Genomic DNA, 14,120 nt, shown 5'->3' with positions numbered 1-14,120 from the left:
AATAGGGACATCCAAAGGTAGGCAACTGCCCGATAGCCGGGCCCAATGCCTACTTTGCGGGATGCAATCATTTACTCGTTTTTCGTGGGCTGGTTTGCTGCTGGCCACGCTAGCCGGGCCAGCGCTGGGGCAGCGAGCCGCCCCGGCCCGTCCGGCTAAGGCTAAGACCAACGCCGCCGTAGCCAACCAGCTGCCACCCGCCACCGCGCCCGTGGTAGCCCGGCACGCGCTGGTGGTATCGGCGCACCCCGCGGCATCCCAAGTGGGCCGCGACATTATGCAGCAGGGCGGCAACGCCTACGATGCCGCCGTGGCCGTGCAATTTGCGCTGGCCGTGGTGCTGCCGGTGGCCGGCAACGTAGGCGGCGGCGGCTTCATCGTGTACCGCGACCACCGCGGCTCGGATGGCACCCTAGACTTTCGCGAGACCGCCCCCGCCGCCGCCAGCCGCGATATGTACCTCGACGCCAGCGGCAACGTGGTACCCGGCCGCAGCACGGCCGGCGCGCTCGCGGTGGGCACGCCCGGCACCGTGGCTGGCATGGTGGCGCTTCATAACAAACTCGGCAAGCTGCCTTGGACCAAGCTCGTGGCGCCCGCCGTGCGCCTGGCCCGACGCGGCGTGGCCCTCACCGAAAAAGAAGCCGCTGGCCTCAACCGCACCCAGGCCGATTTCACGAAGTACAACCCCGGCTCACCGCCCGTATTCGTACGGGCCACGGCCTGGCAAAAAGGCGACACCCTCAAGCAGCCCGACCTAGGGGCCTTATTGCAGCGCATCCAGGACCAGGGCCGGGCGGGCTTTTACCAAGGCAAAACGGCTGAGCTGCTGCTGGCCGAAATGAAAAAGGGTAACGGCCTCCTCACCCAGCAAGACCTCGACGGCTACCAGCCCAAGTGGCGCGCCGCTCTGCACGGCCAGTACCGCGGCTACGACGTTATCACGATGCCACCGCCCAGCAGCGGCGGCGTGGCCCTGCTCCAGATGCTGCAAATGCTAGAGCCCTATAATCTAGGCCAGCTGGGCTACCACACGCCGGCGGCGGTAGCGCTCATCACGGAGGCCCAGCGCCGCGCCTACGCCGACCGCGCCACCTACCTAGGCGACCCCGACTTTGGTAAAGTGCCCGTGGCGCAGCTACTGGCCAAGGACTATAATAAGCAGCGCGCCAGCACTATCCGCCCCGATGGCCAGGCCACGCCGAGCGCCGAAATTACAGCTGGCTCCGGCCTGCCCCGCTACGAAAGCGACCAAACCACGCACTACAGCATCGTGGACGCCCTAGGTAATGCCGTGAGCTGCACCACCACCCTCAACGGAGCTTACGGTAGCAAAGTAGTCGTGGCCGGTGCGGGTTTCCTCCTTAATAATGAGATGGATGACTTTAGCTCGAAAGCCGGTGTGCCCAATATGTACGGCCTGGTGGGCGGCACCGCCAATGCCATCGCGCCCGGCAAGCGCATGCTCAGCAGCATGACGCCGACCATCCTTACCAAAGGCGGTAAGCTGGCCCTCGTCACGGGCTCGCCGGGCGGCAGTACTATCATCAACAGCGTGTTGCAGTCCATTCTCAGCATCGTGGACTACGGCGCCAACGCCGAGCAGGCCGTGTCGGCGCCGCGCCTGCACCACCAGTGGCTGCCCGATGAGCTATACGTGGAGGCCGGCGCCCTCACGCCCGAGGCGGAGAAAACGCTCCAGGAAAAGGGTTTTAACCCCAAAGCGCGCGCGCCGTGGGGCCGGCTCGACATCATCCGCGTGTTGCCTACTGGCCAGTTGGAAGGTGGCGCCGACCCTAGAGGCGACGATGCGTCGGTGGGGTACTAATTCTTGACCTATCGCTTATTATGCCCAAAGCTCTTGAGCGTGCTATTGCTTGGCTCGTTGCGGGTCTAATAGTAGTAAGCGCATTGTCGGGCCTGTCCATTATAGATACCTTGGTGAGCTTGAAATATGAGATAACTGCTCCTAGAGGGTGTATTAGTCATATCACTGGCTACAATCTGTGTCAGCAATTAAGGTCGAGCCAGATTACTTGCATTAGTAGCTTACTGGTTGCCTTGGTGATTACTCTGCTTGCTTGGCTGCGCCGCGATAAGTAGGGCTGGGCTTAGGTGATTTTGGCAGTTGCAAAGCCTCGAAAAAATACGTATCTTTGCACCCGAAATTGGTATTCAATCTGAAAAGAGGGGACGCGCAGTCCCCTCTTTTTTTGTCCTATTCCCCCGCCCGCCATGGCTCAATATGACCGCCAACGCATTCAACAGCTACTCGCCGACGCCCTCGGCGACAGCGGGTTGTATGTTGTGGACCTCACCGTGTCCGACTCGGTGATGCCCAAAATCACCGTCACTCTCGATGGGCCTAACGGCCTCGGCATTCAGGAGTGCGCCCAGGTGACGCGCCGCCTCAATCGCGGCATGGAGGAAGCCTACGGCGAAGAAGCCGCCTACTCGCTTGAAGTAACGTCGCCCGGCGCTGACCAGCCCCTCACCGACCCGCGCCAGTACACGCGCCACATCGGCCGCAGCCTGCTGCTGAAGCTGCAGGATGGCACCGAGAAAACAGGTCCGCTCACCGCTGTAACTGAGGAAGGCATTGAGCTAGAAGAAGTTATCAAAGTAAGAACCAAGAAAACTACGCTGCCCGCCGCCTTCATTCCTTTCGGGGACATAAAGGAGGCTACCGTTGTTATCTCTTTTAAGTAAACCGCAGATTTAAACGGATTAAACGGATTTCGCAGATACGCCCGCTAAAGCGGGCTACCTAGGTTCCGTTTCAGACGCTTTTACGCTTTAATCTATCTCTCATGGCTAAAAAAGCAGCAGGCCCCAGCCCGCAGGAAGTTGCCGCCGCGGCGGCCGACCTGAACGCCCGGATGCTCATCGAGAACTTCCAGGAGTTCGCCAAGAGCCGCAACATCGACCGGCCCACGATGATGTCCATCCTCGACGACGTGTTTCGGACGATGATTCGCAAGAAGTTTGAGGACGACTCTAACTTTGACGTGATTGTCAACCCCGACAACGGCGACCTAGAGATTTGGCGTAACCGCGAAATCGTGGACGACGACTCGGAGGATATCTGGGACCTTGACAAGATTCCGCTGGCCGAAGCCCAGAAGATTGAGCCCGACTTCGAGATTGGTGAGTCGGTAGCCGAGCCCATCAAGATTGAGGACTTTGGCCGCCGTGCCGTGCTGCTCGCCCGCCAGACGCTGATTCAGCGCGTGAAGGATATGGAGCGCGACAACCTGTACCAGAAGTACAAGGACCTCGTGGGCGAAATCATCACCGGCGAAGTCTACCAGGTATGGAGCCGTGAGGCGCTCATCCTGGACAAGGACGAAAACGAGCTGGTGCTGCCTAAAAGCGAGCAAATCCCGAAGGACCGCTACCGCAAGGGCGATACCGTGCGCGCCGTAGTGCACCGCGTGGATGTCGTGAACGGCACGCCTAAGGTTATCCTGAGCCGCGCCGCGCCCGCCTTTCTGGAACGCTTGTTTGAGCAGGAAGTACCCGAGATTTTTGACGGTCTCATCACCATTAAAAACGTGGTGCGCGAGCCCGGCGAGCGCGCCAAAGTGGCCGTTGAAAGCTACGACGAGCGCATCGACCCCGTAGGTGCCTGCGTAGGTATGAAAGGCAGCCGCATCCACCCGGTAGTGCGCGAGTTGATGAACGAGAACATCGATATCATCAACTACACCGACAACCTAGAGCTGTTCATCTCCCGCGCTTTGTCGCCGGCCAAGGTAGGTTCGATGAAAATCAGTGAACAAACTGGGCGGGTTTCCGTGTTCATGAAGCCAGACCAAGTTAGTCTGGCCATTGGCCGGGGCGGTGCCAACATCAAGCTGGCCTCGCGGCTAGTGGGTATGGAAATCGACGTTTTCCGCGAAGCCACCGACTACGAAGAAGATATCGCGCTTGACGAGTTTACCGATGAGATTGAGGCTTGGGTAATTACCGAACTCAAGAAAATCGGCCTCGACACGGGTCGCGCAGTGTTGGCCGTCAAAAAGGACGACATCGTGCGCCGCACCGAGTTGGAAGAAGAAACGGTGGACGATGTGTACCGCGTTATTCGTCAAGAATTTGCGGACGACGACGACCTCCCAACCGACGAAGCGGCCCCCGCCGCCTCAGCCGACCCCGAAAGCGCTCCGGCCGCCCAATGAGGGCCGGGGCCAACCGCCCGCAGAGCTATTATTAAATCGAGCCAGTAGGCTTGGTTTATAGCCTGCTGGCCAGATTTAATCTTTACCTTTGCACCCTAGAACGTATCGTTCGCGACTTTATAGAATGGCGGAAGCAACCCCGAAACGGCTTATTCAGGCAGCCAAAGACCTGAACATCGGTATCGACCGGGCCGTCGAGACCCTTTCCCGCAAGGGGATAGTGGTCGAAAATAAGCCTACCACCAAGCTCACCGGTGACCAAGTGGCTTTGTTGGAAAAAGAATTTGCGGCCTCAGCGCAGGACAAGCAAGAAGCGCAGCGCCACACTCAGGCCCGCCGCCAGAACGAGCTGAACGCCCAGGCGCAAGCCGCCGTGGCTAAGCCCGCTGCACCTGCTCCGGCCCCCAAGCCCGCACCCGCCCCAGCTCCGATAGCTGCTGCGCCAGTAGCTGCCCCCATAGCTCCGGCGCCAGTGGTGGCCGCTGCTCCGGTAGCTACGCCAACTCCCGCGCCGGCTGCTCCAGCGCAGCAAGAGCCAGCTCCTACTCCGGTAGCAGCTTCACCTGCCCTAGCACCCACGCCAGTAGCCGAAGCTTCTAAAGCTCCTGGCCTCAAGGTCATGGGTAAAATTGAACTAGATAGCAAAGGCCGCGTCGTTCCGCCGCGTCCAGCTGCGTCAGTGCAAGCTCCGGTAGCTACGCCACCCGCCACCCCTAAGCCAGCTCCAGTTGCCCAGCCTCAGCCTATCGTGGCACCGCAACCCGTGGCCGCGCCAGTGGCTCAGCCAGTAGTGGCTAAAGCAGAGCCTGCTCCCGTTGCTGCGGCACCGGCCGCTCCAACCGTAGCACCTACGCCTACTCCGGCAGCACCCGCGCCGACTGTTGTAGCTACTCCAGTTGCTGCGACGCCCGCACCAGCAGCTCCGGCTCCGGCCGCAGCTCCTTCGGTTCCAGCTGTTACGGCAGCACCTACCGCCGAGGCTCCGGCTGCGGAGGAAGGCACTATTACCGCCAAGGCCGACCAACTGAAAGGTCTTACCGTACTGGGCAAAATCCAGCTGCCGGTTGATTCGAGTCGTCGTGGCCCGGGCGGCCGTGGGCCGCGCCCCGTAGCTTCGTCCGATGTGCGCAAGAGCGGCGTTGGCACGAACAACAATCAGAAGAAGCGTCAGCGCCTACCGGCTCCCGGCCAGCCAGGCGGTGGAGCTAGCACGGGCACCAGCACTACCCCTGGCACTGGCCAGCAAGGTGGCGGTGGTGGCTACCAGGGCAACCGCCCTAGTGGTCCCGGCCAAGGTAACCGCCCTGGCGGCCCTGGCCAAGGCAATCGCCCCGGTGGCCCTGGTCAGAACCGCCCTGGCCAAGGCCAGAGCGCGCCCCGCACCCCGCAGGTCCCGCTTACGGCTGAGCAGAACGACAAGCAGATTCAGGAGCAAATCAAGGCTACGCTGGCCAAGCTGAGCGGTGGCAAAAACAACGCCGCCGCCAACCGCGCCCGCTACCGCCGCGACAAGCGTGGCATGGCTGCCGAAGAGCGCGAGGCCCTACGTGCCCAGAACGAGCTTGATGCCAAAACTCTCAAAATCACTGAGTTTATTTCCGCCAACGACTTCGCGTCGCTGATGGATGTGAACGTGAACGAAGTGATTCGGGTGTGCCTAGGTATGGGCATGTTCGTGTCGATTAATCAGCGCCTCGATGCTGAGGCTATCACGGTTATCGCCGACGAGTTTGGCTTCGATGTAGAGTTCCTCTCGGCAGAGGAAGACGAGGAGGCTATCGACATGAGCGATGCCCCCGAGGACTTGCGGCCGCGGGCTCCTATCGTAACCATCATGGGTCACGTCGACCACGGCAAAACGTCGTTGCTTGACTACATCCGGAGTGCGAGCGTAGCCAAAGGCGAAGCCGGCGGTATTACGCAGCACATTGGCGCCTACGAGGTAACCACTAAGTCGGGCTCGCCGATTACTTTCCTTGACACACCTGGTCACGAAGCCTTTACGGCTATGCGTGCCCGTGGTGCCAAGGTGACGGACATCGCGATTATCGTTATCGCGGCCGACGACTCGGTGATGCCCCAGACTAAGGAGGCCATCAACCACGCGCAGGCTGCCGGGGTACCGATTATCATCGCCCTCAACAAGATTGATAAGCCCTCTGCTAACGCCGAGAAAATCCGCGAAGAGCTTTCGCAGATGAATATCTTGGTGGAAGAGTGGGGTGGCAAATACCAGAGCCAGGAGGTTTCGGCTAAGTCGGGCCTAGGGGTAGAGGATTTGCTGGAGAAAGTGTTGCTCGAAGCTGAACTGCTTGAACTCACTGCTAACCCTGACCGCAACGCCATCGGCACGGTAATCGAAGCCGAGCTTGATAAAGGCCGCGGCTACGTAACCACCGTGCTGGTGCAAACTGGTACCCTGAACGTAGGCGACATCGTACTAGCCGGCCCGCACTATGGCCGCGTGAAGGCGATGACCGACTACCGTGGCAAGAAAAAGAAGGTAGCTGGCCCGGCCACGCCGGTGCAGGTACTAGGCCTCACGGGTGCCCCGCAGGCTGGTGACCGCATCCAGGTAATGGAAACGGAGCGCGAAGCCCGCGAACTGGCCACCCAGCGCCAGCAGCTGGCCCGTGAGCAGACCATCCGCACCAAGAAGCACATTACCCTCGACGAAATCGGTCGCCGTCTGGCAATTGGCTCGTTTAAGGAGCTGAACATCTTGGTGAAAGGTGACGTGGACGGCTCGGTAGAAGCCCTATCCGACTCGCTGCTGAAACTGAGCACGCCCGAAGTAAAGGTGAATATCCTGAGCAAAGGCGTAGGTGCTATCTCGGAAAGCGATGTGTTGCTGGCTTCGGCTTCTGATGCCATCATCATCGGCTTCCAGGTTCGTCCTTCGCAAAGCGCTCGCCGCTTGGCCGAGCAGGAGCAGATTGACGTGCGCTTGTATTCCATCATCTACAACGCCATCAATGAGGTGAAGGACGCGATGGAAGGCATGCTGGCCCCAACGCTGCACGAAGTAATTACGGCCAACGCCGAAGTTCGCCAGGTGTTCAACATCACTAAAGTCGGCACCATTGCCGGCTGTATGATGACGGATGGCACGCTGACTCGCAAAACCCGCGTGCGGGTAGTGCGCAACGGTATCGTGCAGTACACCGGCGACATTCAGGACCTCAAGCGCTTCAAAGACGATGTGTCGGAGGTGCGCCAAGGTTACGAGTGCGGTATTTCCATCAAAGGCTACAACGACCTCCAAGAGGGCGACAACATTGAGGGCTTTGAAGAACAAGAAATCAAGCGCAAACTATAATCGCAGATTTAGCGGATTCAACGGATTGCGCAGATACGCCCGCCTGCGGCGCGCTGACTACTCGGACTATCCAACTTATCTACCCGAATTATAAAAAGAAAAAGCCGCCTGAAAGGGCGGCTTTTTCTGTTCTATTATATCAGTTATCTATCAAGCTAGTCAGCCCGCCGCAGGCGGGCGTATCTGCGCAATCCGTTGAATCCGCTAAATCTGCGATTTTAGAAGAGCAGGAATTTCTTCTTCTTCTTGTGGTTGTGCACCAGCGGTTGCCCTTTGGTGACGCTACCGGAAGCTTGGTGACCTGCGCCTCGTTTATTCTCTTGGCCAGGCATAGCCCGGTATTTACGCAGCGTGAAGCCACCGCTGCCCTTGTCGTATTGGTGAGACGGTTTGCCGCTGCTGGCACCAAAGCTAGTGTTGCCGGTGCGCGCTTCCAGTATTTGTAGTTGCTGGTCGCGGGCAGCATCTTCAGGCGCCATTTGCTGCTGGCGGCGGGTGCGGGCCGGGTCAATAGACTGAGTTGGGGCTTCACCGGCCGAAGCAGAACCAGGCGCCGACGACTGCGCCTGAGCTGGCAAAGCACTTAGCAACCCTAGGGAGCCAGCCAGCAACCCAATAGACAAAAGGTTTTTCACGCGAGAAAGTAAAGGATGGAACAGCGGCGAAAGTACGGCGCTAACTATTGCCCAAGTTCATTAAGTTCCAGGTGAAGCCGGCCAGCTTCGCGCCGGTGTTCAACCGCCCTAGGATAAGCTAGGAACGAGCACGCAACGCATCGCGAATTTCGGTCAGCAGTACTTCTTCTTTGCTGGCGACGGGAGCGGCCGACACTACTTCTACCACTTCGGCCGGACGCTTGAAGCGGTTAGCCAATTTCACTACCCAAAAGATTACGAAAGCGATGATAAGAAAGTAGATGACCGCATTAATAAAATTGCCGTAGCTAACTACTGCTGCTTTAGCATCCTGGGCCGCTTTCAGGGTAGCGTAGTGCTCGCCATTTAGGGCAAAGAATTTCTCTTTAAAGTCGATTCCGCTGGTAAACACGCTGAGAACCGGCATAATAACATCATCGGTAAGCGAGGTAACTATTTTACCAAACGCACCGCCAATGATTACCCCGACGGCGAGGTCGAGCACATTACCCTTAGAAATAAACTCTTTGAATTCGGAAATAACACTCATGGGGATAGAAAAAAGGGTGAAAAAAAGTCGGATGCTTGCAGCACAACTTTGTTAAAGCAAGCACAAGAGGTTGCTACAATCTGAAGACAATTGGCGAATAGCGCTGCAATATGCAGGAAATGTCCTAATATTTTCGCGCAACTGCCTATTTTTTAACTTCAAACAGGCGCTATAGCTAAGCAGCGGCGGCGCCATTTGCCAAGCCGTACCTTTGGGGCCGTTCGCGCTCATTGGTTTTTTCTATGGCTCCCACTTTCGACAACCTGCTTTACGAGCTGGATGCTACCACTGGCATCCTTACCCTCACCGTCAACCGCCCCACCAAGCTCAACGCCCTCAACGCGGCTACCATCTCGGAGCTGGGCCAAGCTATTGCGCAGGCGCGCCAGGACGCGGCCGTGCGCGGCATTTTGTTGACGGGCAACGGCGAAAAAGCCTTCGTGGCCGGGGCTGACATCGCCGAACTCGCCGAGCTGAGTGGCCCTGATGCCCAAGCCGCCGCGGCCCACGGGCAGGCGGTGTTTCGGCAGTTCGAAACCAGTCCGAAACCCGTGGTGGCGGCCGTAAACGGCTTCGCTTTGGGCGGCGGCTGCGAGTTGGCTATGGCCTGCCACATTCGGGTGGCTTCGGAAAATGCCCGCTTCGGCCAGCCCGAGGTGAACCTAGGGCTGCTGCCCGGCTACGGCGGCACCCAGCGACTGGTGCAGTTGGTGGGCAAGGGCAAAGCCCTGGAGCTGTTGCTTACGGCCGACCAAGTGAAAGCCGACGAGGCCCTACGCCTGGGCCTAGCCAACCACGTAGTGCCGCAGGCCGAGCTATTGGCCTTCTGCCGCAGCTTGCTACTCAAGATTTTAACCAAGGCGCCAATCGCCCTAGGCCTTACTATCGACTGCGTAAATACGTACTTCGACCAAGGCGGGGAAGCTGGCTACGCGGCCGAGGCAGCAGCCTTTGGGCAGGCCTTTGGCACGGCTGATTTTAAAGAAGGTACGGCAGCATTTCTTGAAAAACGGGCCGCCGTATTCACCGGAAAGTAACTTTACCCGGAGGACTTGACCTAGGGCGGTGCTACCAACCCACAACCGGTAGCAGCACCGCCCTAGGTCAAGGCCTCCCAGGCGTAGCCAATGAGTATTGCGAAAAAGCTGGCCTCCCAAACGGCCATTTACGGGGTCAGCAGCATAGTGGGGCGGGTGCTGAGCTACCTGCTGGTGCCGATATACACCGCCCACTTTGCAGCGGCCGAGTACGGCGTGGTAACGGGGCTCTACGCCTACGTATCGTTTCTAAACGTGGTATTTACCTACGGGCTCGAAACTACGTTCTTCCGGTTTGCTAACCGCCCTGGCCAGGACCGCCGCGAGCTGTATGACCGCACCCTGAGCCTAATGCTGCTCAGCAGCGTGGTGCTTACGCTGTTGCTGGCCCTGCTGGCCCGGCCGCTGCTCGGGCTGCTCGACCTGCCGCCCGGCCACGAAGAATACGCGCGCTGGGTAGCCCTTATTCTAGGGTTCGATGCTATTGCGGCGCTGCCTTTTGCCCGGCTGCGGCTCGAAAACAAGGCGCGCAAGTTTGCCGCTATCCGTCTGGCTAACATTTTATTGTACGTTGGGCTCAACCTGTTCTTCGTAGTGCTGTGCCCCTACGTGCTGCAAAGCCCACCCAGCGGCTGGCTAGCGGGCCTGCGGCCGCTGGTAGCGGCCGTGTACGACCCGACGCTGGGGGTAGGCTACGTGTTTTTGTCTAATCTCGCCGCTTCGGCCCTTACGCTGTTGCTGCTGGGGCGCGAGCTGCTGGATTTTCGCTTTCGCTGGCCCGATTTATCATTCCTACGGCCGCTGCTGGCCTACGCCCTCCCCCTCATGCTGATGGGCCTGGCCGGCATGGTCAACGAAACGCTCGACCGCATCTTACTGCCGCGCTGGCTACCCGACAACTTTTACCCCGGCCTGAGCCGCCTAGGGGCCGTGGGCGTGTACGGGGCGTGCTACAAGCTCAGCATTTTTATGTCGCTCGTCATCCAAGCGTTTCGCTACGCGGCCGAGCCCTTCTTCTTCTCGCAAAGCACCGAAAAAAACTCGCCCGCCACGTTTGCGCTGGTGCTCAAGTGGTTTACGCTGTGCTGCGCGTTCATTTTTGTGGGCATCAGCCTGAATCTTACCTGGGTAGGCCCGCTGTTCTTGCGGCGCCCTGTGTACCTGACGGGCCTCAACGTGGTGCCGATTTTGCTGCTGGCCAACCTTTTCCTAGGGATATATTACAACCTATCGGTTTGGTTTAAGCTCACCGATAAAACGTACTATGGCACCTACATCGGCGCCGCCGGGGCCGTCCTCACCATCGCCCTCAACTTCGTACTGATTCCGGTATTGGGCTACACGGGCAGCGCCTGGGCCACGCTGGCCTGCTACTTTCTGATGGCCGCCCTGTGCTGGTGGCTGGGCGAACGGCACTTCCCGGTACCCTACCCAGTGGGCCGGCTGCTACTATGGCTGCTAGGCGCAGTGGCCCTGGTAGTAGTGGGGCAAGCTGCCATTCAGGCGCTTCCCACGGCCCGCTACGCCCTGGGCTTGGCATTGCCGCTGCTTTTTATCGGCCTGATATACGTAGTAGAAGGCCGCCAGCTGAGCCGGCGCCGAGGCTAAGCGAGAGGGGTAGGAGCAAAAAAAACACCGGGCACGACCCGGTGTCTTTCTGAGCTATGAAAACAAACTTAGCCAACTTCCTTTTCCCGAATCGACCAAATGGACGATTACAGTATCAGGTTGCTAACCGGTACAAAGTTGGCGGTTTTGAATGACATATACGCAGTAAAGCTGAATCTTTTCGGCGAATTTCTCCTTCTGACCGGTGAACACACCAAATAGGAATGCTAACATTCAATTAATTATTTGGCAGAATTAACTTATTACTGCGTTTTTCCAGATTGGGGGTTTAACCCATTTAGTAGCAGATAACAGCCGCCGCTTGGTCGATTAGCCTGGGCGTCTGAAAGCATGGCTGCCGGGCAAAACCAACTTACCTGGTACCTTTGTTGCAGTCCAGTAGCCCGTCTTTATCGTATACTGACTTCTACTTTTTCTCCCTGTTTTTCCACTCGCTACCGCCACTCGGCTCCTTCCCTCATGCTCACTCTCTCCCTGCTGTTTCTCAGCAACCCGAAGACCATCATCTTCATTGTTTTCGTGCTGGTGTTATTCTTCGGTGCCAAGCGCATTCCTGAGTTGTTCCGGGGTGTGGGCCAGGGCGTGCGCGAGTTTAAGGACGCTAGCACCGAGCAGCAGCAGCGCCCCAATTACCAGGCGCCCACCCCTCCCCAGCAGCCCTATGGCCAGCCCGGCCAATACGCCGGCCAGCCCCAGCCGCCCTACGCGCCGCAGCCCGGCCAGCCCTACGCTCAGCCGCAGCCACCCTATGGCCAGCCGGCTCCCGGCCAGGCGCCCCAGGCTCCGTATAACCCCAACGGCCCGGCTGCTTAGGTGCTGCGCAGCTTTTTTTTAATACTTCGCTTTAATTTCTTTTCTCATGACTTCTTCCCTGCTTTTTCTAGGTGATATCGGCGGCTCCGAATTGATTTTGATTATGGTCGTCATTCTCATTTTCTTTGGTGCCAATAAAATTCCGGAGCTCGCCCGGGGCCTTGGTAAGGGCATCCGCGAGTTTAAGGACGCCAGCAGCGAGATTCGCAACGAGTTTGAGAATGCCGGCCAGCCACGCCCAAACCAATACGCCAACCAGTACCCGCCGCAGCCGCAAGCCCCGTATCAGCCGCAGCCCTACGACCCGTCGCAGCCGCAGTATGGCCACGTGCCGCCCACTGCCCCTGCCGCCTATGAGCCCGTGCACCCGGTGTATAATGCCGCAGATGATGTAAATTCGCCCGCCGTAGCTCACGTTCCGCACGCCCACGACACGCCCCTGCCGGGCAGTGCGCCTGCCAACAAGCCGCGCCTCGACCAGCCTTCACCTGACGCATAAGATTTGAAACCTCTTTTTTCTTCCCTTTCGGAAATCCAGCGCGAGCTGGCGGCGGGCACTACGTCCTGCCGCCAGCTCGTTGAGTATTACCTCGATAACATCGCCCAGCGCAACGCCGAGCTGAATGTCTTTCTGGAAGTGTGGGCCGATGAGGCTCGCCAGCAAGCCGCCGCCGTGGACGAAAAGCTGGCCCTAGGTACCGCGGGCCGCCTCGCCGGCATGGTCATTGGCCTCAAAGACGTGCTGGCCTACCAAGGCCACTCGCTGCAAAGCAGTAGCCGCATCCTTGACGGGTTTAAGTCGCTCTTTACCGGCACCGCCGTGCAGCGGCTGCTGGCCGAAGACGCTATTTTCATCGGCCGCCAAAACTGCGACGAGTTTGCCATGGGCGGCTCGAACGAGAACTCGGCCTTCGGCCCGGTCCGCAATGCGCAGGACCCTAGCCGGGTACCGGGCGGCTCATCGGGCGGCTCGGCCGTGGCAGTGCAAGCCGATATGTGCCTGGCTTCAATTGGCTCCGACACGGGTGGCTCGGTGCGCCAGCCGGCCGCTTTTTGCGGAGTTATTGGCCTCAAGCCCACCTACTCGCGCATTTCGCGCTATGGGTTGGTGGCGTTTGCCTCGTCGTTTGACCAGATTGGGCCGATTACCCACTCGGTAGAAGACGCTGCCCGCCTGCTCGAAGTAATGGCGGGCGCCGACGGCATGGATAGCACCGCCAGCCAGCAGGCGGTGCCCGCCTATAGTGCGCTGCTCGAGCCCCTCCCCCACTACCGCATCGGCTACCTCAAAGAAGCCATCGACCGGCCGGGCTTGCAGCCCGAGGTACACGATGCCCTGCAAGACACCCTCGACTCGCTCCGCAGCCAGGGTCACCTCGTCGAAGCCGTGGACTTCCCGTACCTCGACGAGATGATTCCGACGTATTACATCCTCACCACGGCCGAAGCCAGCTCTAACCTTTCGCGCTTCGATGGGGTGAAGTATGGCTACCGGGCGCCGGATGCTACGGACCTAGAGTCGCTCTACAAGAAAACGCGGGCGCAGGGCTTCGGCCCCGAGGTGCAGCGGCGCATCATGCTGGGCACGTTTGTGCTGAGTGCCAGCTACTACGATGCGTACTACACCAAAGCGCAGCGCGTGCGGCGGCTCATCAAGGAGAAAACCGACGAACTACTGCGGCAATATGACTTCCTGGTGCTACCAACTACCCCGACCACAGCCTTTAAGATTGGCGAAAAGCAGGACCCGGTGTCAATGTACCTAGCCGATATTTTCACGGTGCAGGCCTCGCTGTCGGGCGTGCCGGCTATATCTATTCCGGCCGGGCAAGATGCGCAAGGCTTGCCCATTGGCTTGCAGATTATGAGCGGTGCTTTCCGGGAAGCTGACTTGCTGGCGTTTGCCAACGAGCTCATGGCCGTGCCCGCCGGCAGCTAGGCGCAAGCCCCGCAGGC

At 59.2% G+C, this 14,120-nt stretch carries 11 protein-coding genes; 9 read left to right on the top strand and 2 right to left on the bottom strand.

The features are described 5' to 3' along the window. The first annotated feature begins 61 nt into the window (after positions 1–61). From ggt to infB, 4 genes are all read left to right on the top strand, one after another. Positions 62–1,828: a gamma-glutamyltransferase gene (gene ggt, locus ACFSDX_RS05185; RefSeq protein ID WP_382312130.1), complete on the top strand. Its 1,767-nt coding sequence runs from the start codon at positions 62–64 to the stop codon at positions 1,826–1,828. Between the two features lie 407 nt (positions 1,829–2,235). Continuing rightward, entirely contained in the window at positions 2,236–2,709 is a 474-nt protein-coding gene (locus tag ACFSDX_RS05180) for a ribosome maturation factor RimP (protein WP_382312129.1), read from the top strand. A 158-nt stretch (positions 2,710–2,867) separates the two neighbouring features. Then, positions 2,868–4,181: a transcription termination factor NusA gene (nusA, locus tag ACFSDX_RS05175; RefSeq protein WP_382312322.1), complete on the top strand. Its 1,314-nt coding sequence runs from the start codon at positions 2,868–2,870 to the stop codon at positions 4,179–4,181. 124 nt (positions 4,182–4,305) lie between these two features. Next, positions 4,306–7,500, top strand: coding sequence for a translation initiation factor IF-2 (gene infB / locus ACFSDX_RS05170; RefSeq protein ID WP_382312128.1), 3,195 nt, complete (start codon positions 4,306–4,308; stop codon positions 7,498–7,500). A gap of 218 nt (positions 7,501–7,718) precedes the next feature. On the opposite strand, the gene ACFSDX_RS05165 is transcribed toward infB, so the two are convergent. Together ACFSDX_RS05165 and mscL are read right to left on the bottom strand one after the other, a co-directional pair. Next, positions 7,719–8,135: a hypothetical protein gene (locus ACFSDX_RS05165; RefSeq protein ID WP_382312127.1), complete on the bottom strand. Its 417-nt coding sequence runs from the start codon at positions 8,133–8,135 to the stop codon at positions 7,719–7,721. A gap of 118 nt (positions 8,136–8,253) precedes the next feature. Continuing rightward, positions 8,254–8,685, bottom strand: a complete 432-nt coding sequence (gene mscL, locus ACFSDX_RS05160) for a large conductance mechanosensitive channel protein MscL (protein ID WP_382312126.1) — start codon at positions 8,683–8,685, stop codon at positions 8,254–8,256. A gap of 242 nt (positions 8,686–8,927) precedes the next feature. Between mscL and ACFSDX_RS05155 the strand changes: the two genes are divergently transcribed. The 5 genes from ACFSDX_RS05155 (at position 8,928) to gatA (ending at position 14,103) form a co-directional block, all read left to right on the top strand. Further along, the gene (locus ACFSDX_RS05155; protein ID WP_382312125.1) at positions 8,928–9,722 is read left to right on the top strand and encodes an enoyl-CoA hydratase/isomerase family protein; all 795 of its coding nucleotides are present in this window, start codon (positions 8,928–8,930) and stop codon (positions 9,720–9,722) included. Between the two features lie 90 nt (positions 9,723–9,812). After that, the gene (locus ACFSDX_RS05150; protein ID WP_382312124.1) at positions 9,813–11,330 is read left to right on the top strand and encodes a polysaccharide biosynthesis C-terminal domain-containing protein; all 1,518 of its coding nucleotides are present in this window, start codon (positions 9,813–9,815) and stop codon (positions 11,328–11,330) included. Between the two features lie 480 nt (positions 11,331–11,810). Then, entirely contained in the window at positions 11,811–12,164 is a 354-nt protein-coding gene (locus ACFSDX_RS05145) for a twin-arginine translocase TatA/TatE family subunit (RefSeq protein ID WP_382312123.1), read from the top strand. Positions 12,165–12,210: 46 nt separating this feature from the next. Continuing rightward, the gene (locus ACFSDX_RS05140) at positions 12,211–12,663 is read left to right on the top strand and encodes a Sec-independent protein translocase subunit TatA/TatB (protein ID WP_382312122.1); all 453 of its coding nucleotides are present in this window, start codon (positions 12,211–12,213) and stop codon (positions 12,661–12,663) included. 3 nt (positions 12,664–12,666) lie between these two features. Continuing rightward, the gene (gene gatA / locus ACFSDX_RS05135) at positions 12,667–14,103 is read left to right on the top strand and encodes an Asp-tRNA(Asn)/Glu-tRNA(Gln) amidotransferase subunit GatA (RefSeq protein WP_382312121.1); all 1,437 of its coding nucleotides are present in this window, start codon (positions 12,667–12,669) and stop codon (positions 14,101–14,103) included. The last annotated feature ends 17 nt before the right edge of the window (positions 14,104–14,120 follow it).

This window comes from Hymenobacter bucti (assembly GCF_042681145.1).
GTDB lineage: Bacteria > Bacteroidota > Bacteroidia > Cytophagales > Hymenobacteraceae > Hymenobacter > Hymenobacter bucti.
This window is presented reverse-complemented; position numbering and strand designations above follow the sequence as displayed.